The 19365-nt window shown below is 45.6% G+C and carries 16 protein-coding genes; 1 reads left to right on the forward strand and 15 read right to left on the reverse strand.

What is annotated here, in order from left to right:
• Window positions 1-9: 9 nt before the first annotated feature.
• From GT589_RS04315 to GT589_RS04345, 7 genes are all read right to left on the reverse strand, one after another.
• Window positions 10-2118 (reverse strand): hypothetical protein, encoded by a 2109-nt coding sequence (locus tag GT589_RS04315; protein WP_293396539.1) that lies wholly within the window; start codon window positions 2116-2118, stop codon window positions 10-12.
• A gap of 154 nt (window positions 2119-2272) precedes the next feature.
• Complete coding sequence (nuoB, locus tag GT589_RS04320) at window positions 2273-3058, reverse strand: NADH-quinone oxidoreductase subunit NuoB (protein ID WP_293396541.1); 786 nt, start codon at window positions 3056-3058, stop codon at window positions 2273-2275.
• Window positions 3059-3078: 20 nt separating this feature from the next.
• Window positions 3079-4665, reverse strand: a complete 1587-nt coding sequence (locus GT589_RS04325; RefSeq protein ID WP_293396543.1) for a hydrogenase large subunit — start codon at window positions 4663-4665, stop codon at window positions 3079-3081.
• Between the two features lie 3 nt (window positions 4666-4668).
• Window positions 4669-6141, reverse strand: coding sequence for a hydrogenase 4 subunit F (locus GT589_RS04330; protein ID WP_293396546.1), 1473 nt, complete (start codon window positions 6139-6141; stop codon window positions 4669-4671).
• A 4-nt stretch (window positions 6142-6145) separates the two neighbouring features.
• Complete coding sequence (locus tag GT589_RS04335; protein ID WP_293396548.1) at window positions 6146-6799, reverse strand: hydrogenase; 654 nt, start codon at window positions 6797-6799, stop codon at window positions 6146-6148.
• 1 nt (window position 6800) lies between these two features.
• The gene (locus tag GT589_RS04340; RefSeq protein ID WP_293396550.1) at window positions 6801-7754 is read right to left on the reverse strand and encodes a respiratory chain complex I subunit 1 family protein; all 954 of its coding nucleotides are present in this window, start codon (window positions 7752-7754) and stop codon (window positions 6801-6803) included.
• Window positions 7755-7767: 13 nt separating this feature from the next.
• A complete protein-coding gene (locus tag GT589_RS04345; protein WP_293396552.1) occupies window positions 7768-9813 on the reverse strand; it encodes a proton-conducting transporter transmembrane domain-containing protein in 2046 nt (681 codons plus the stop codon).
• A gap of 244 nt (window positions 9814-10057) precedes the next feature.
• Here GT589_RS04345 and GT589_RS04350 point away from each other — a divergent pair, with 244 nt between their 5' ends.
• The gene (locus GT589_RS04350; protein ID WP_293396611.1) at window positions 10058-10936 is read left to right on the forward strand and encodes a tyrosine-type recombinase/integrase; all 879 of its coding nucleotides are present in this window, start codon (window positions 10058-10060) and stop codon (window positions 10934-10936) included.
• Between the two features lie 129 nt (window positions 10937-11065).
• Here the strand turns inward: GT589_RS04350 and queC are convergent, their stop codons facing one another.
• The 8 genes from queC to GT589_RS04390 all read right to left on the reverse strand — a co-directional run bounded on the left by queC (window position 11066) and on the right by GT589_RS04390 (window position 19012).
• On the reverse strand, window positions 11066-11722 hold the full coding sequence (gene queC, locus GT589_RS04355) for a 7-cyano-7-deazaguanine synthase QueC (RefSeq protein WP_293396554.1): 657 nt from the start codon (window positions 11720-11722) through the stop codon (window positions 11066-11068).
• A gap of 1 nt (window position 11723) precedes the next feature.
• Entirely contained in the window at window positions 11724-12392 is a 669-nt protein-coding gene (queE, locus tag GT589_RS04360) for a putative 7-carboxy-7-deazaguanine synthase QueE (protein ID WP_293396556.1), read from the reverse strand.
• Window positions 12393-12404: 12 nt separating this feature from the next.
• Window positions 12405-12824: a 6-carboxytetrahydropterin synthase QueD gene (queD, locus tag GT589_RS04365; protein WP_293396558.1), complete on the reverse strand. Its 420-nt coding sequence runs from the start codon at window positions 12822-12824 to the stop codon at window positions 12405-12407.
• Window position 12825: 1 nt separating this feature from the next.
• Window positions 12826-13614 carry an acyl-CoA dehydratase activase gene (locus GT589_RS04370; protein WP_293396560.1) on the reverse strand — a complete coding sequence of 263 codons (789 nt, stop codon included), beginning with the start codon at window positions 13612-13614 and terminating at the stop codon, window positions 12826-12828.
• Window positions 13614-14615, reverse strand: a complete 1002-nt coding sequence (locus GT589_RS04375; RefSeq protein ID WP_293396562.1) for a 2-hydroxyacyl-CoA dehydratase family protein — start codon at window positions 14613-14615, stop codon at window positions 13614-13616. The genes GT589_RS04370 and GT589_RS04375 overlap by 1 nt, the downstream gene beginning before the upstream one ends.
• A 473-nt stretch (window positions 14616-15088) precedes the next feature.
• A complete protein-coding gene (locus tag GT589_RS04380; protein ID WP_293396564.1) occupies window positions 15089-16081 on the reverse strand; it encodes an anti-sigma factor family protein in 993 nt (330 codons plus the stop codon).
• Complete coding sequence (locus GT589_RS04385) at window positions 16071-16667, reverse strand: RNA polymerase sigma factor (RefSeq protein WP_293396566.1); 597 nt, start codon at window positions 16665-16667, stop codon at window positions 16071-16073. The genes GT589_RS04380 and GT589_RS04385 overlap by 11 nt, the downstream gene beginning before the upstream one ends.
• A gap of 188 nt (window positions 16668-16855) precedes the next feature.
• Window positions 16856-19012, reverse strand: coding sequence for a family 2 glycosyl transferase (locus tag GT589_RS04390; RefSeq protein ID WP_293396568.1), 2157 nt, complete (start codon window positions 19010-19012; stop codon window positions 16856-16858).
• Window positions 19013-19365: the final 353 nt, after the last annotated feature.

The following is a 19365-nucleotide window of genomic DNA, read 5'->3' on the forward strand; positions in this document are numbered from 1 at the left end:
TAAATTTCACTAAGACTGTACTGTTGCCGGAGCTTGCTTGGCCTTTGATACATTCCAAGTTCCACTTATGCTTAGACCGGCTTTTTCCAGAGATTCTGGGAATTTGAACTTGAAGTTGCCGTTAAGTCCATATGAGGTTTGATCCTCTGACGCATAGCCTGTAAACACAACCGCGCTGTCGCTTTCATCCGAAATGGTGAAGCTCACCTGCCCGCTCTTGTAGCTTATTGGCATGGGACCGTTGCTGTCTCCGTCCAAAGTTATTGTCACGTTTCCGCTGCCCGACTTGTCCATTGTAACGTTCAAGACCATCGGTCTTGCAACGCCTTTCATGGCTTCAAGCTCCTTCTTTATGGCGTTCCAGTCCAGGTTGAAATCGCAGCCCGCGTCACCCTCCGCCTGCTGCTCCTGCTCCTGCGTTTCAAATTCAGGGAACGTAATGTTAGTAATAGTCATGTTGCCGCTCCATGAGCCTGCCATGGCTTCAGCCGGCGGATATATCTCTATGTTGAAGTTGTCCTTGATGTATTTTGCATAGCCCGCATAACCTTCTGTGTACCATATCATAGTAAGACTCATTATGTGGTCCATGCCTATCTTGCCGTTGTTATAGCCGCTTGCCATAAGCTCCTTGCTCTTTGTATCCTTTAGTATCTTGTCCTTGAGGTGCATCAGCACGTCAAGCCTTTGCTCGATGTCGTAGCCCTTGTCGAAGCCAAACGAGCCCTTCTCGAGAAGCCCCTTTTCCTTGTACTCCTCGACGAGCTGCTTTATCTCCTGCTCCTTCTTTGCCAGTTCTTCCTCCTGCTTTAGCCTTCTATCAAACTGGCTCTGCAGATCCTTACTTACCTTGTCCTTTATTTTATCCTCTTCTTCAGATGTAAGAGGCGGATATCCGGCCTCAGCCCGTATCTGATTTTGCTTTTTGACTGCCTCTATCTCAAGCTGCCTTGCAGCTCCTCTCATCTGCTCGTATACTGCGTCAAAGTCGCCTTTTTCAACGTTGTAACCGCCCCACCACCATTTCTGGGAAGCACCGTTTTTGAAGGCCTGGTATGCCGCTTCGACCTCCTTGTTTTTCCATGACTGTATTTCGTTTTCCACAGCAGCTATGGCAACCTTGCCTACGGTGGTTATTACAAACTTGTCTGCAATATTCTCGCCTATTATCTTGGCTGCATCGTATTTTCTGCCCTCGGCAAGGTATCCAAGCGCAGTTGACGCCGCCTTTACCGTTTCTATTCCATCATCCTCTGTGACGCCCTTGAGCAGCTTAGAAAGAGTTCCTTCAGACACGTTGTCCACTATCTTCTTGCCAACAAGCACGTTGAAATTCTGATTGAAGGTTATGTAATCTCCGTCCTTAACAGACTTGGCCATGTTGGCCCATTCGTCGTCATTGAGCAGGCTGGCAAGCACCTTCTTCTTGGTGCTCTCGTCGCTCATGCCTAGCTTTTCCTTGAGTATGTGATCCACTGCCTGCTCTACAGCCTTGTTGACCTTGTCGTCCATTCCCTTCTGGGTCCAGTCGGCAAGCGCCTTGTTCTTTGTGTACTCCTCTATCTTTTGGTCCACGGTGATTTTGCCGTAGCCGAAAAGGCTGAAGTGGCAGGTTGTGAATGTCATTGTTCCGGCATCCAGATCCACACTGTCAGGCCTTATGTACTCCCACTTGTTGCCATCGTAATAAGAAACCCAGTAATCCGAGGGCATCGTATCCTCGCTTATTGTGCTCTTATCGAGCGCGAATGTCACCTGAACAGGGTTGTTTGTCCTTGTGAATTCGGCGTCGCACTGTACTTCAACGGGTGCACCTATCGGCTCGAATTTCTTGGAAACAACGTTCGGCACCTTGTCCGGTGTGTAGAGCTTAAGCTTTGTCGGGCTGTCAAACGATTTTCCAGGAATCTTTACCTGAACCTTGTCCTTTTCAATGCTGCCAAGGTTCAGCTCCTCGTTGCCAGCACTCGCCTCTATCGGTTTTTTTATGGCCTTTTCGTAGGACCACTTGAGATCCCCCTTTTCCTTGCCGCTGTCACACCCTGTCTGCAGGAGCGCTGCACCTATTGCAAGCGCAAACAGGCACGACTTGAGTAATATTCTCTTTTTTTTCGCCATATGTATTGTTCCACCTCCATTGTTTGGTTGGTATTTATTATACCAGACCGTTTCAATTATAATCAAAATTTATTCGCATTTGCCAAAAACAAAAAGACACTGCCTATTATAATATCTGGCAATATCTTTTTCGTATTTTAAGCGGTGCAGTATGCTATTTTTTGTCAACCCTGTCCAGCGCCTTTAATATTCCATACATTATGGCATGCGGCCTCGGCGGACATCCTGGAACGTAGACATCTACAGGCACTATGCAGTCAATGCCGTTTCTTGTGGCATAGTTGTCCCTGAATATGCCTCCGCTGCATGCGCATGCGCCTACAGCCACCACCAGCTTTGGATCTGGCGCTGCGTTGTATGTCTTTATGAGCGCAAGCTCCATGTTCCTTGTGGCAGTTCCCGTAACAAGCAGCATGTCGGCGTGCCTTGGCGAAGCGACAAAATGAATGCCGAGCCTTTCTATGTCATTGAATGGGTTGTTGAGGCCGTTTATCTCATAGTCGCAGCCGTTGCACGAGCCGGCGTCGACCTCCCTTATCTGAAGGCTCCTTCCGTATATTTTCTTTATCTTCTCTTTTACATCTCTTTGTATGAGCTCGTATCTCTCGTCCGGGATCTCCCGCTCCTCAATCACAAGCGGCGATTTCCTAAGCAGCAGTCTGTCCCTTTCTGCCAGCTCGAACTCGCTTGTCATTCTGGCCGCCCCGCTTGAGCACACATCCTCGCATCTTGCGCAGAAAATGCACTCATCCAGGTTTATACCCATCTCGCCCTTTTCATCCCTGACTATGCAGCCTGACGGACATGCCTTTATGCACTCGTTGCACCCTGTGCATTTGGAATTGTCTATTTCGGGCTTTCCTATGAAAGGAGGCAAATCAAGAGGCTTCTTGGGATATTTTTGAGTTAGCCTTGGATATTGAACAATTTTTTTTATCATTCCAAACAAATATATCACCTCTACAAGTCATTTCCAGCATACGATAGATTGAAACTTTTGTTTATTAGTGGAAAATCAGGAACTATGTTTCCTCTTACAGCCTCGCAAAGCGCCGGCCAGTTGCAGAACGACGGGGTCCTGACCTTGTATCTGTATATGTCATTGTTTTTGCCCGACATTATCCAGTGTATATTTTCGCCTCTAGGCGACTCTGTATATCCCAAAGCAGATGCATGCGCAGGAAGGGTCTCAAGCCTGCTGTGCACACTTCCGCTCTCGAGCATGTTTACTCCCTGCATTATAAGTTTTATTGACTGCAAGCATTCTTCAAGCTTCACATTAAGCCTACAGTTGACATCGCCATTGTTGTGCATTGAGATTTCAAATTCCATGTCGCCGTAAGTCTCGTAAGGAAATGACTTCCTCACATCGAAGTGCACACCTGATGCCCTGCCTGCGGGTCCTGTTGCATTGAGGTCTATTGCCGCCTTTTTTTTGAGCGTGCCTGTATTTTCAACCCTGTCAATAAAGAGGCTTTTCGCCTTGATTATATCTATAGTTTCAAGCAGTTCCTTTTCTATCTTCACCATCATATCGATTATCCTTTTTTCATTGCCTTCAATAAAATCCTTTCTTACTCCGCCAGGAGAATTGACGCTCCTTAAAAATCTTGAGCCGCAGACAGCCTCAATCATCTGATACAGCCAACCTCTCATCATCCTGAATTGGAATGTGGCAAAACCGTAGGCTACGTCAAGGCATACGCCTCCAAGGTCTCCCAGATGGCTTGTCAGGCGCTCAAGCTCTGCAAATATTACCCTTGTGATTTTAGCCCTTCTTGGTATCTGAACGCAAGCTATCTTTTCTATGGCCTGGCAGTAAGCCAATGAGTTTGAGAATGTCTCATCGCCCGATATCCGCTCTGAAACATAAAAGCACTTGTTGAAATCCATACCCTCGCACATTTTTTCTATGCCCTTATGGACAAAATACAGCTGGGCTTCAAGGTTTATTATGGGTTCCCCTGCAACGCTGAACCGGAAATGTCCTGGCTCTATAATGCCGGCATGCACTGGTCCTACCGGAATCTCATACACACCTTCGCCCTTGACCTTCATGAACTCCTGCCTTCTTGAAGCAAATGCAGGCTTTCTCCTTCTGTCGAAGCTTTTCCTGAGCGGAAATTCTCCCTCGGGCCAGTTGCCGTGAAGCACCATAGGCCTTAGGCTGTCGTTGCCTTCAGCCCTGATTCCAAAAAGATCATGAATTTCGCGTTCATAAAAAGATGCCGAGTGTATTAGGTCCGAAACGGAAGGATAGCTCAGCTTGTCGCTGCCGAGTGCCAGCCTTGCTGTTATAAAGGCTCCTCTTTCTGCATCCGCAAATACATAGTAAATGGCAAACCCTCCTGATGGCAAAAGTGTTTCATCGCTGGCAAACATGCAGGCAAGCTTTTTGCCTTTGTCCCTGCATAGTAGCTCTGCCAGCCTCCTGACATCCGCCGCCTTGATGTCCAGCCTTATTTCATTTCCGTGCTCTATATTGCAATTCAAGCCGTTTTCACAAAAGCCTGCTCTTAGCTCTTCAATAATGTCTTCCATTTTCATGTTCTATCCCCCGGTAACAATTCTTTGGGCGTCCGTAAGAAGCTTAAGTACGCCATCAGGCATAAACACACCAGTCACAGTTATTACTCCAAGCATCGCAACTAGCACTATGTCAGCATACGGGCTAGGTTTCAAACTCTTTTGCTGTTCCCCTTTCGCATTCCCGTAAAAAATCTTAAATAGCGTCACAGCAAAGCCGACAAACACGAGTGCAAGCAGGAAAAGAAAAGCTGCTCCCGCAAAATAGCTGCCATTCTTGAACAACGCTACAACCATGCCGAGTTCGCTTGAAAATATGCTGAAGGGCGGCATGCCTGTAATTGCAAATATCCCCAGCATGAACACCACTCCGGTTATCGGCATTGACTTGTAAAGGCCCTTCACCTTGTAAATATCCTTGCTTCCGTACCTTTGATATATGTTTCCGGCTGAAAGGAAAAGCATCGACTTGGTGAAAGAATGGTTTATCATGTGCATTAGCGACGCAAGCACTGATGCCGGAGTGAACACTCCAAGTCCCAGGGCTATTATCCCCATATGCTCAATGCTGGAATATGCAAGCAGCCTCTTGTAGTCTCGCTGTGTAAGTATAAATACCGCGGCCGTTAATATTGAAAGCAGTCCTAGTGCCATAAGGGCTGCTCCTGCAAAGCTGCCGCTTCCCATTGCTTTGTTTAGTATGGCAAGGCCTCTCATTATCCCGTACATGGCGTTGTTGAGCAGTACTCCTGAAAGCATTGCGCTGACAGGCGACGGAGCCTGGCTGTGGGCATCCGGAAGCCAGGTATGCATTGGGGCAAGACCGGCCTTTGTTCCAAATCCGACAAGCATGAATATGAAAGCCAGCCTTAGCAGATTGACATCAAGCTCTTTCGCATGCTCATACAGATAAGTCCATGATAGATCCGTTCCGGCATCCTTTATAATTCCTATGGATGAAATGTGAAGCAGTATTATCCCCAGAAGCGCTATTGCTATCCCCACAGAGCATATGATTATGTACTTCCATGAAGCCTCCAGCGAACGCTTGTTGTTTTCAAAGCCGACTAGAAACACAGATGCCAGCGTTGTAGCTTCAATTGCTATCCACATTATCCCCATGTTAGGCGTAGTAAGAAGAAGTATCATAGAAAACATAAATGCAAACAGCAGCGAGTAAAATAGCCTGAGCCTCTTTATGTCTGTCTTGCCGCGCTCGAGCTCCTTCTTAAAGTAGCCTGCACAATAAATAATTACAAAAAGCGATACAGCCAGCACAAGATCAAGCACTATTATGCTCAGGCTGTCCACATAAAAGTTCATTAAATATCTCTTATTTACATGTCCAAGAGCGGCCACATCAATCGAGAGTTTCACCCCTGCAGACAGCATTATAAGTGCTGCCGCAATACCAAGCGCAAAAATCTGACTTGCGCGCTTTGCCAGCCAGAAGGCTACTATAGATACTAAAGGTAACAGCAACAGATATGATATCATTCCCTTATCCCCTTAACCTCTTGAGTTTATTTATGTCAGTAGTTTCCAGTTCCTCGTTTATCTTGAACACCATTATCCCCATTATTATAACTGCGGTTATAAGGTCTATGAATATTCCCACATCCACAAGCACAGGCATGCCCCCAGAAGCGAAAAGTGCGGCCACAAATATGCCATTTTCCATTACGAGAAGTCCGACTATCTGGCCTATCGCCTTTTTCCTGCTTATCATGAAGAAAAAACCTATGAATATTACAGATACGGAGTTGGCCAGGTACATGCCAAGCTCAGTCGGTTTCCCGCCAATTGCCGATGATATCGAAAAATAGTTGAATACTGCTATGGCGCAGCTAACGAGCACCAGCAGCGGTATGTTGTAGAAAAAGTTCTTTTCAACCTTGTAGTCCACATTTGCGAAGGTGTGGCTCAGAAGCTTCGGAATGTAGTAGACCTTGAGTGTCACTATGAGCAGGCACACAAACATTATTTCTATTGCGCCATGACCGCTTAAGTTCTCCATGCCCAGAATGAATGCCGCAATAGCCAAAAGTGCAGACTGAGCCTGGAATGTCCTTATGTAGGACTTGGTCCTCTTGTTGGCTACAAGCACAAAGCATGACAAGAGTATCAGTACTGACAATAATTGCATTATCTCCATATCAATTGCCTCCCCCTGTGAAATACTGCAGGAATCCTACGAAAGAAGCGATAAAGGAAAGTGCCGCAAGATTCGGTATGCTGAAAAACCTAAGCTTGACAGTGCTAGCCTCTATGCATGCCACCGCTACTGAAATAGCTGCCACCTTCGCTACATAAGCAAGCAGCGAAACCATCAACACCGCAAAACCTGATCCCGCATAAACTAAAATACCTGCAGGTATGAACACATTGGCTATTATTGTTATGAATATCAGTTGCTTTATAAGCGAAGCCAGCTCCATGAGCGCCAGGTACCTTCCTGAATATTCAAGAATCATGGCTTCATGCACCATTGTGAGCTCAAGGTGCGTAGAAGGGTCATCCAATGGTATTCTTGAAGATTCCGCTATAAGTATCAGCACTAGCGAAACCAGCAGCAGCATATAGGACGGCTGGACTATGGCAGGCCCCAGCCGGGCCGAGTGGAGCATGATGTCCCCAAGCGAAGTGCTCTTGGCTGAGAATCCCAGGGTAATCACTGCAACTATAAGTGACGGCTCGAAAATCGCGCTTATCATCATCTCCCTGCTGCTGCCCATGCCTCCGAACGTGCTCCCCGTATCGAGCCCTGATATTGCCATGAAGAATTTCCCAAGCAGGAGTATGTATATTACCATGAAAATATCCCCGGGCAACGGCTTCATGGCAATTCCCGGCAAAACCGGAACAAAGGCGCATGCCGCTGCAGCAGATGCAAACACAATGTATGGCGTGGCAGTAAAAACCCACGATGCCTGATTGGATACAACTGTATCCTTTGTAAAAAGCTTTATGATGTCAAGATATACCTGATATACAGGAGCCCCCTTCCGCTTCTGCGTAAAGGCCTTTATTTTTTTTATAATCCCGCCTACCAGCGGCGCTATGAGTATGAAAAGTGCCATCTGAATAACATAGTATGCCAAATCCGCCAATTGAATCCCTCCGTTAAACCAAGGTGTTGTATATCATGAAGGCAAACACAGTCACAAAAATATACATCAGGTATCCGTGTATGCTTCCTGTCTGTACTGAAATCTTAGCTATCACAGATATCCGGCTGAAGAATTCTGAGACAGGTTCGTACATGTATTTTTCAAATATTCTCTCAGTCTTGAGCGTATATTTGATGCTCTTGGGATTGTACCTTATGCTTCCTTCGTCTATCTGCAGCTCCCTTACCGGTCTGAAGAGAAGCTTCAGAACTATTCCTATTGGATTAGAAAAACCTGTCGATGAATACTGCATCCTCGGATTTAGCCTTTCAAAACCGCAATCCCACGTATTGTAAACCCTGCTTTGCCTCTTACCGCCCACGGCTGTCATTATAGCGGCTATTGCAAGTGCCGCCGCAGCACCTGCTATAACTGCTGCTAACGGGGTTATATTAGATGCGTCCAGACTCAGGCTAAATACAGGCGCAACCCCAAATCCCCCAAGGCTCTGTGATATTGAAACCCCGCTGAGTGAGTAAAACGCGCTGTCTGCTATACCTATCAGTGGTCTTGGAAACATACCCATTGCGAGGCAAAGCAGAGCCAGAAAGCCGCTTGAGATGTACATTGCAGCAGGCACTTCCTTAGCCTTTTGTGCATGCGAGCTTCTCGGGCTTCCCATAAAGCAAATTCCTATGAGCTTGACAAAGCAGCCTGCCGCAAGCGCCCCTGCAAGGCCAAGGGAAGCTGCTCCCATTACAGCCGCCAAGCTGCTTGTTCCTATGGCAGAGCCTATGCTCACTATGAACGCCTGGTATGTCAGCCACTCTCCTATGAATCCGTTGAAGGGAACTGCCGCCGAAATAGAAAGCGATCCTACAAGCATGAACAGTCCTGTAAGCGGCATTGTCTTCATAAGCCCCCCAAGCTCATCCATCTGCTTGGTGTGGGTTGCATACTGCACAGAACCCGCGGACATGAAAAGCAGACCCTTGAAAATTGTGTGATTGAAGCAGTGTACCATTGCAGCAGTCAGAGCCAGCGCCTCAAGCACTGCATTTCCAGCGTAAGCAGCCATTCCTGCAATGCCTATGCTCATTAATATGATGCCTACGTTTTCTATGCTGCTGTACGCCAGCATGCGCTTTATGTTTCCTTCCATATATGCATATGCCACACCGATTACCGCAGAAAGTATGCCTACAACAAGAATCGTAACTCCCCACCATAAAACGTCTGCTCCGAGGATTTCAAACACAAAACGCAAAATACCGTATATGGCAGTCTTTATCATTATCCCCGACATTAGCGCCGACACATGGCTTGGAGCCGCAGGGTGAGCATACGGCAGCCATATGTGAAGCGGCACTATGCCCGCTTTCGCTCCGAATCCAATCAGGAACATCACGAATAGAGCGTTCTTTATGCCCTCTGGAAGCGATGCAGCCGCAGCCGTAAACTCAAAGCTGCCTGTATAGGCGTATATCACTGCAAACGCAGCCAGCAAAAAAGCCGTTCCGATATGCGTCATAATTATATAGAGCGTACCTGCGTGCAGAGTTTCTTTCTTTTCGGATTCGTACATCACTAAAAAATATGAAACGAGCGACATGAGCTCCCAGGCAACAAAAAACGTAACCATGTTTCTGGCAGCAAATACGAATATCATTGAAGTTATAAAAATAGCGTATAAGGAATTTAGAAGATATGTATTGTTCTTTTCGTAATAATGAGAAACGTAACCCATAGAGTAAATGGATACAGTTATAGCAAGAAGCGAAAGGGACAGGATGAAAAATGCTGATATGTTGTCTAGTCCTATTGAAAAAGTCAGATATGGTATATTGGTGCTTGCCGTATCAAGCAGCATATCGTTTGCATTTCCACTCAGCTTTGTCAAAGATAAGCTTAAGCCGAGAATACCACCTATGCTGCAAAGCACCCCTGTGATATGGTTGGCCAATGCCTGCTGCCTTTTCATCAGCAGCGGCGCTACTGCTCCTATTAGATATACCAAAATCATTATTGAGAATAATTTTTCCAAACTTGCCATTTCCATTGTTGCTCCTCCTGTCATTATTTCATCCAGTTGCTGAGGCGGCCATATATACATCCATCTGAAAACGTACTGAAAACCACACAATAATGTCCGCTAATATTTGAATGTATGCCTGACTATCTCATTGGCATATCTATTGAAATATGGTTTTTTTTGATTTATAATTGATTGAGTGATGTCCACTAATTTAAAATATCATGTCCACTAATATTAGTCAATACTCGGAGGTAGCCTTTTGAATAAAATGCGAGAAGTCTCAAATGAAGGCAGGGAGCTTATAAACAGCTTCATTTCATCACTTTCAGAAAAAAATCTTAACTCAAAGACGATTCAGGAATACTCTGCCGACCTTAAACACTTCATAGGATGGCATGAATATCAGGGCATGGATACATGCCAGAATGTGCTCATATTTTCTTTCGATCAGATATGCGTCAGAGAACTTGAAACATACAAGGAGGCAATGCAGAATCTTAGCCTTAAACCTTCGACTATCAACAGAAGGCTATCAACGATTAAGCTTTTCTTCGACTGGGCGTATCACACAGGCATTTCAGGACGTAATCCGGCTAAGCACATTAGGCTCAGCCCTGTGCAAAAGGGCAAGCCGCGCGAAATCACGCAGGATGAAGAAAAACGCCTCCTCGATACGGTAAAGTCCCATGGCACTCTGCGCGACCAGGCTATGTTAAAACTCATGATACATACGGGAATTCGCGTAGGAGAAGTGTGTAGCCTTACGATTTCCGACATAAGCGTATCCAAAAAGAGCGGCTCGGCAAGCATTTCTTCGGGAAGCCAGACAAGGAAAATCCCGCTTAATTATGCCTGCGCTTCTGCCCTTGAAAGGTATGTCTCTTCTCAAGACGCAAAGGGGGACGCTCCTCTTTTCCGCTCCGAGAAAACCGGGGAAAAACTGACCGAGAGGGCCGTGCGGTATATAGTCAGGAAATACATGGTGCTTGCGGGCCTTGAAGGTCTGAGCGCCTACTCGTTCCGCCACAGCTTCGGCTACAAGAACGCTCAGAGTACTAACCTGCACAAGTTGGCAGGCATAATGGGCCATAGCAACTTAAGCACCACAATATCGTATGTCAAGGCACCTGAAGAGGAGAATAAATAGAAAGAATAGCTAGCTGTCTCTGATCAGGAAATCAACTCCTGAATGGACAGCTTCTTTTTTACCCAAATCGAAAAAGGCAGACTCCGAAGAATCCGCCCTAATATATAATGCGACACCAAACTGTGCTCTTTATAATTTTGACTCCATGTACTTTTCGTAGCCTTTGCTTCTAAGATTGCATGCCGGACATTCCCCGCACCCGTCTCCGATGATACCGTTATAGCATGTGAGCGTCTCGTTTTTTATTACATCCAAAACCCCAAGCCTATCTGCAAGTCCCCATGTCTGCGCCTTGTCTAGCCACATAAGCGGAGTGTGCATAACAAAGTCATATTCCATAGCGAGGTTTGTTGTGACGTTGAGCGATTTAACGAATATGTCCCTGCAGTCTGGATAGCCGCTGTAGTCACTTTGCGACACGCCTGTGACTATGTGCCTGATGCCCTTTTGTTTTGCGAATATGGCCGCAAAAGTGAAGAACAGCATGTTTCTTCCGTCCACAAATGAGTTTGGAAGGCTGCCCTCCTCGACTTCCTTGTCGACCTCCATGTCAGCTCTTGTTAGCGAGTTGGAAGTAATCTCCCCAAGAAGTCCCAGATTCATCGAGTGGTGCTCAACCCCGTACTTTTGGCATATGGCTTTTGCGCAGTCCAGCTCGAGTACATGCTTTTGGTTGTAGTCGAACGAAAGGGCAACTACATCGGCAAATCTATTCTTAGCCCAAAAGAGACATGTGGTGCTGTCCTGCCCGCCGCTGAAAACAACTAGCGCTTTTTCACTTTTCATGCTATACCCCCCTTTTGTCTTTGTCCCATATGAACTTATGCAGCTGCAGCTGCAGGCTAATACCGTTGATATAGTGGCTTTTCATGTACTCTGCAATCTGGGCAGGCTCTATTTCACCAAATACAGGGCTTAAGTAGACTCGAGTTTTCTTGTCAAGGTCATACTCCTCGATTACTTCTTTTGCCCTCTCTAGGTCGTCAATGCTGCCTACAACAAACTTGACAGTGTCCTGCCTGGATACGCAGCTGAGGTTCTCCGTATCCATGTATGCTTCCATTCCGCTGCTTCCAAGCTTATAGTCCAGCGTGAATGACGGCCTCCTGGGCGATATGTTCAAGAACGGCTCTATGTCGATACTGCCGTTTGTCTCTATCTCCACATCAATATAGCTGTCATCTGCCAATCTGTCCAGAAGCTCCCTGATGCCGTATTGATTGAGCGGTTCTCCTCCCGTGAGCGTTACATTAGATATCCCTGTTGATTTGATGTATTCATGGATATCCTGCGCACTCATCTTTTCAGCTTTTACATCCGCCTCGTTTGCCCACTTTGTGTCGCAGTACCTGCAGCTTAGGTTGCAGCCCGCAAACCTTATGAACACAGCCAGCTGCCCCGCCTTTGGACCTTCGCCGTTTATGCTTGCAAACTTTTCAACTACATTATACTCCATGATGTCATCTCCCTATTCCTCGTATGTCGCGCAGTTTTTTGGCGTTTCGTACACAGTGACTCTTTTCACCGCAAAACCAGTCTCCTTTATCTTGTCAAAAAAGAACTTGGAAAAATTTTCTGCCGTAGGGCGGAAATCCAGCTCTATTACCCTGAAGCCGTCCTCGACAAGACATTCAAGCGTCTTGCTCCTAATTGAGCCTTTTTGTATCAGCAGGGCGTGGTCAAGCGAATCTACAAGTCCCTTCAGGACAGTCTTGATGTCCGAAAAGTCTACGACCATGCCGTCGTTTTGCCCTCCCTGGAGAAGCTCCTGCGATGCAACCTCAGCATGGACGTTCCATCTGTGTCCGTGTATGTTAGCGCATTTGCCTTCATATCCTGCAAGAAAATGCGCACTGTCGAAGCTTTGCTGCGTTTTAATTATATACATATTATTTCCCATGCCTTTCCAATGCTTTTTTTGACGCCAGCCTGGCCGCATAGTGGCAGCAGCCTATGGCTCCGTTAAACTGAGGATTGTCAAGCTTTATAACGCTGTCATAGTCATTCGCAAGATATCCCGTGAGTGCTGCGTTATTTGCCACCCCGCCCGACACTACAAGGACTCTCCCCTTGAAATTGGCAAGCATGGGCTGCAGCCTCTTGTACATCGAGTGGTTCACGCCGGCGCACAGACTCTCAAGATCCACTCCCTCTGCTATCTTGCCTATAAGCTCTGATTCTGCGAACACGGCACACGTCGAGCTGAGCTCTATCGGATCATTCGAATGGCTCGCCATTTCATCAAGCGAAATTTCAAGAACATTTGCCATGTTTTCAAGATACCTGCCGCACGATGCCGCGCACTTCTCGTTCAGCTCGATGTCGGTTATCATTCCCTTTTCAACTCTTGTGACCTTCACATCCTGACCTCCTACATCAAGCAGCACGAAATCATCAAGACCAATCTGTGCAATCGCGCCGTGCACATGCGCCTTTATTTCATTTATCTGGACAAAGTCAGTCATATTGGTATTGTTTTTACCGTAGCCTGTGGAAACCGCCATGTCATAGCCGCTTACTCCTAGCGCATTTGTATTAAGCCTTATGCCGTTACTATAGCTGCAGTAGTTTCTGTAAAATGACATTGTGCTGTATGACCGCATGTCTTCTATTTTACCGTCATTCATCATTACAAGCTTGACCTGCCTGCTGCCAAGGTCAATTCCAAGTGTCCTCATTACAGAGCTTCCTTTCTGTCGCACAGCATGTCGAGGAATGCCTCAAGTCTGAGCCTTGTCCTGGCGTCGAGCCTGTCCGACTTGTCTCCCTCGATGTTTATGATTGGGATGTCTATACGGCTTTTTATTATTATGTCGTCGAGCGCCCTGTGGCAGAAAGCCTGGGTGTAGTGGATAAGGCCGTCAAGCCTTCTTTCCTCTATCTGCTTTTTTATCTCCTGCAGCCTGAAATCTATGTCGTACGGATATGTGTAGTCGGCATACTGCTCGTATATACTCCTTGCAGCGCCTGATCTAGGAAAAGCAAACTCCCTCTGCACCTCGTTGTATACTATCCTTGCTCCCTGCTGCTCTGTGAATTCATACAGGTCAGCCATCATAGGCGGAACGCCGATATAGCCCAGCCTCAGCCTAGGCTCGTCAATTTCTCTGGCCTCAATTTCACAAAGCTTGCTGTCAAGCTCCGCTTCGAAGCCCTCCAGATCCGAGTTGAAATCGCTCATGCCAACCTGGTAGAGGTGGTTTTCAAAGCCGCTGGCCTTGGAAGTTTTCCAAGTGAGCTCATCGAGCCTTGCAGCCTTGTTTCTTAAGCCTTGAAGCCTTTCCCTTACTTTCTCAGTGTCTGCCGCATCAACGCCCAGCAACTTCATGAAGCTTTCTATCTCAGCCTTTATGTTTTCAACACTTCTGGCATGGGGATAAGAAAACGGTATGACATCTATTCCCCTTAGCCTTAGTACCTCGGTGAGCGACGCGGTATTGGAGCAGTCTCCTTGGACTACTCCAACTATTTTTCTGATTCCGTTTATCATGCAGGCGCCGTATAGTCCCTTTATCCAGGCACACATGCTCTTTGGGAATCCATCCCTTTCGGCTACATCGATATAGCCCTGGCAGTCATTGCTTGTAACAAAAATATTATTCAGGTCTACCGGAGCAAAGCCAGCTGCAATAATAGCTTCCACCGGAACCGTTGTTGTTATTCCTATTTTTTCTTTCAATTTATGTTTTTCCTTTCAGTTATACTATACGGTTTTTTGAAAATAAAAAAGGGCGCAAAAGCCCCTGCAAACAAAAAATCCATAAGCTACGCCATATGGATGAGCCCTAGTTTTGTTTATAGACAGGATGGTACGAATGAACTGTCTTATATGATTTTTTAAGTGGTTTTTGAAGCAATCTGAGTATATCACAAAGGCGGATTGTGTGCAAGTTTGACGTATCGCCTCTGGCATGATATTTGCGCGCCCTCTTTCGTTTTGGGATTTCCAATCATCTTATTCAACCATCACGCCGGAAGCTTTGAAACTCGCTACCGCTCAGACAGTCAAAGCTTTATCCCGGCAACAGGGCTGAATTTCGATGGGAAATTCTGCAAAACTCCATAAAGGCGCTCTGCTTATCACGTTCAGAGGCTACAAAAATCCAGTAGCAAAACATTAAATGCATTAAATGGATCCACAAGAAATTCCAATTATTCGACTCTTATTCCCAGTTCCCTGCTGTAGGTAGGTTGGTTTTGAGTAGGCTTCTTGGCAAGTACTATACGACATTCTCCAGCCTTCAATGGGATGAATGAAATTTCCAGCATTTCTCCGACGGTTTCTGCCCCTACTGGTTCTAGTACATCCCCCTGGACGCTGTACTCCCAGTCGCTGCCGCTGAGTGTTATTTTAAGCATGTCATCCATTTTGATTGTTGTCGTGCCTGTATTATCCATTTCTCCATCTACATATACCACATTGGGCGCTGCGAAGGATTTTGCTGCAAATTTTTCATGTGCTAAGTCAGACCCATCTACCTCGTTAGACTCCACCATGCCGGGATGTGAATCAGCATTCAAGCTCGACATGGCAATTGTCTGCTCGTCAGCAACTTCGCTATTTTCTGTGGCCGCTGATGATTCTTCCTCCTTTTGCTGAGTACCTTCTGCATTTTTTTCGCTCGCTGAAACTTCTTTTATAATATCTTTGCCGGATATATCTGCCAATCGGTGCTCTTTGTCACCTTCTCGAATACTGTTTTTTTCCACATTCTCACCTGTAGCTTTTTCCACTCCGTCTGCAGCCGATGAATCGCTCTCTACTCTTGTTTTCATCGACAGCTCCTGGCCTGCTTTATCCGGCAAGCCTGCATTTTCGAATATTGCATAGCTCCCTGCAAGTACAAGAAGGCTTGCCGCAATGTAGGCCATCCATCTGTAAGGCTTTAATCCTCTAATTTTGCTTGTCTGAGACACAGGTAAGCTTATTTGTTCAAGCTTCTCTCTGAGACTTTCATCAAAACCTTCTGGAAGAGGCTCTTCCTCTAGGCTTTGCAAACCTGCTATTATGTCTGACAGTGCTTCGTATTCCGCTTTGCATGATTCGCATTCTCCAATGTGGTTTTCCAGCGCTTTTTTCTCTGCTTCTGAAAGCGCTCCGTCTATATATAAGTCCAAACTTTCTAGACATTCCCTACATTTCATTCATATCACCTCTTCTCTCCAGCTCTTGATATATCTCCCGCAGCCTCCTGCGGCCTCTGCTGATGCGTGATTTTACTGTTCCTATGTTTGCATTCGTAATTCTCGATATCTCGTCATAGCTAAAACCCTGTATATCCCTTAGTATAACAGCAGCCCTAAAGTCGCTCTCAAGCAGGTCGAGAGCCTTTTTTATTTCATCCCTCTTTATACTCTTCTCCATTACGCTCTCCGGCGTCTCTTCAGCCCGCAGGTTTTCTATCACTCCCGCCCCCGGGCTATCTTCCCCTGCATCAGTTATGTATTTGTACCTGCCCTCTTTTTTGAGATGGTCAAGGCAGCAGTTCACTGTAATTCTGTATATCCATGTGGAAAATGACGATTTACCCCCGAACTTCCCTATTGATTTATATACTCTTATGAATACCTCCTGCGATACATCGAATGCATCATCCCTGTTTTTGACCATGCGCAAGGCTATGTTGTACACCCTCTGTTTGTGTGCTTCAATAAGCCTCTCGAAAGAATCTACATCGCCTTCCTGCGATAGACTTACGAGCCGCATCTCATCCAAATTGATATTGTCCATCTATATGCCACCCCGTATGTGGTTATTTTTCTGTTCATATGAATTATGTTATCATTGTATGACTCGATTATGACAAATAAAGTTTCCAATCTGCAAAAAAACACATGAGCTTTCGCCGTTTATTGCGCATAAAACAAGCTTAATGCCCAGCTAACAAAGCCGGGCATCACTGTTGTAATATTATATTTCTAATTATACTTCTCGAACGCTTGCTTTAATATATAGTATGAAGGTTTTAACCTTTCATGATATGTGGGCTGCTCCCAGGCATCCCAGCTGTAGAAATCCATTCCGATCTCTGCGATAGCCTTGCCACCTTTTACTACGCCGCATCCGATGTTGAACCCTTCTGTCTTTTGCGGCTTAAAGCCCTCATTTTCATACAAGTCTCCCATTATTGCCTTTGTTGACGGATCCATTACATTGAGAAGCTGCCAAGGTATTCTTATTTCCACATTGCCATTCTTCTCACAGAAATCAGCTAGAGAATTGAATGACTCGTGTTTGGGGTTTGCATCTCCATAAGCAAGCAATCCCGTTTCATATTTCGAGAAAGGCACGGTCTTCTTGTCCTGAGGAAGATATATTTCCCTGCCAAGGCACAGATACATCGGATTAAATATTCCGCTGCCCGACTTTTTGTATTCCGGATTGGAATCTATCATTTTCAGCCTCTCTGCATACATATAGTTGAAAGAGTCGTAATATGCGTCTACTAGTATCCTTGAATCTTTTTTACCGCTTATTTTTACGAGAAAATCTGCAGGCTTTTGAAATTTAGCATCGCTTGCGCTATGATTCAAGTTTCCCTGCCCCTGCAGTATATCAATCGGTATTAATAGCTCGTCTTTTTCAAAATCATAATTCTTTGCAGCCGCCATCAAATATATGTATTTTTCATCTGATTTTACATGAAGCCTGACATTCTCATCCGAGTATACAAGCTGTGAATCTTCCCACTCATCAACATCCCCGTCGACATAGCACACGCTCTTTTTCTGGCCCGGGTCAAACGCAAGAAGCCCAAACTGTTGCTCATTTGTCTGAGGATTTGACCAATATGGCCTTGTGTCAGGCAAGTCAAAGTCCGCAGTATTCCATGTCCTCTTGAACCATTCGTCCTGCCATGCAAATACAATGCCTCCGCAGTAGCCTTCTTCGTATATGTCCTTAAGGAGGTCTGCCTGTATGCCACCCTGCTTAGTTTCATCAAGATTGCCCTGGTTATAACCTGAATAAAGGCTTTCATGAGCCATGCCTCTTGACGCCGGCACGCCAAACTCAGCCACTAGCACTGGCACTGTATGCTGCTTGAAAAGGTCTCTCAAGTATGCCCTATACGTATTCACTTTGCCGCTTTCATCCTTGAACGAGGCATACTCCCTTTGGTAGCTCATGAAATCCGGATAGTATGGATAGACATGGTAGGATGCAAAAACTCCGGGAGTGAAAAGTTCAGTCTTTTTAATATGCTCAGTATCAACCTGAGCCATGTCCTCCTGCTCAAACGGCTCGTTGGGATGCTCGAGCGTATCTGTAGTGAGCCAGTTGGTAAAGCTCAAAGGTCTTGCCATCCCATATTCTGAAGCCTCATACCCGATTACGCTGTCACCCACCTCGCACAGAAATGCTTCAAAAGGAGAGGCATTCTGTGTATATAAGTATTTGCCGCTGTACGAAGCTTTATCCGGATTTGCATTATTAGTAGCAGTCACAAAATTTGGATCCCACTCAATCCCAAGTATCCATCCAATTACGTACCTTGAAACATCGCTTTTATATGTGCCGCTTGCAAATCCAGGTTTCGAAGGAAGGCTTGCTTTACCGTGAATTATGTCCACAAGGTCCTTAGTGTCCTTTATGAAGTTGTTTTTTATCTTTCCATTGGCTGCATATGCATCCTTTAAGGTTTCGATGTCATCCTCGTTTATCCATACGCCCTGCATCAGATAAAGGGGCTGTGACGAAGTCCTGTTGAAGTCATAGAGCGCATCGTAGAATTCGGGCTTCATCGTGGTGTAGACCCTTATTACTTCGGCGTTCATCTCGCTTATGTAGGCAAACCATCTCATATACTCTTCTTTTGTTATGGCCAGCTCCCCCGGAAAATGACCCGGTTTTCCTGCTCCAATGTTGACACCTTTGAGAAACTTCTTTTCCCAATCCCCTCCGGAATAGACATAAAACGATCTGCCTTCGATTTTAGCGGCATGCTTGATTCCATTGGCATCTTCAGGTATTTTTTCATTATCCAAACCGGATGTCTTTGCCCCGCATCCTGTCATTACCGCCAGCATGCTTACAATTAACACGGCAGAGGCAATCTGCTTTATATTCATTTTCATTCAACCTCCCGGCAATATCTAATGTATCATCAACATATTAACAACATATCCAGTATATCAGAATTTTGCATATATTTACATCTGTTCAAACTTTCATATTTTAACATGTCGGTTTGAACTATGATGTAACCCATAAAATTTTCATATATTCAAAAATAATACAATTGAAATGATTAATCGAACATCTCTCAAATCATGATAATACTGTTAAAAAAAATATATAACTTGCCCTGTAAAAATCAGCATTTGAATTGGCCTGTTGATTTTTATGATATGCCAGGATTCAATTTAATGTGAGCTTTGACCTGATTCTCTCAGCTTGTGTGGCCGAATCGAAAGTCATGCCTGTAATA

The organism is Peptoclostridium sp. (genome assembly GCF_009881055.1).
Taxonomy (GTDB): domain Bacteria; phylum Bacillota; class Clostridia; order Peptostreptococcales; family Peptostreptococcaceae; genus Peptoclostridium_A.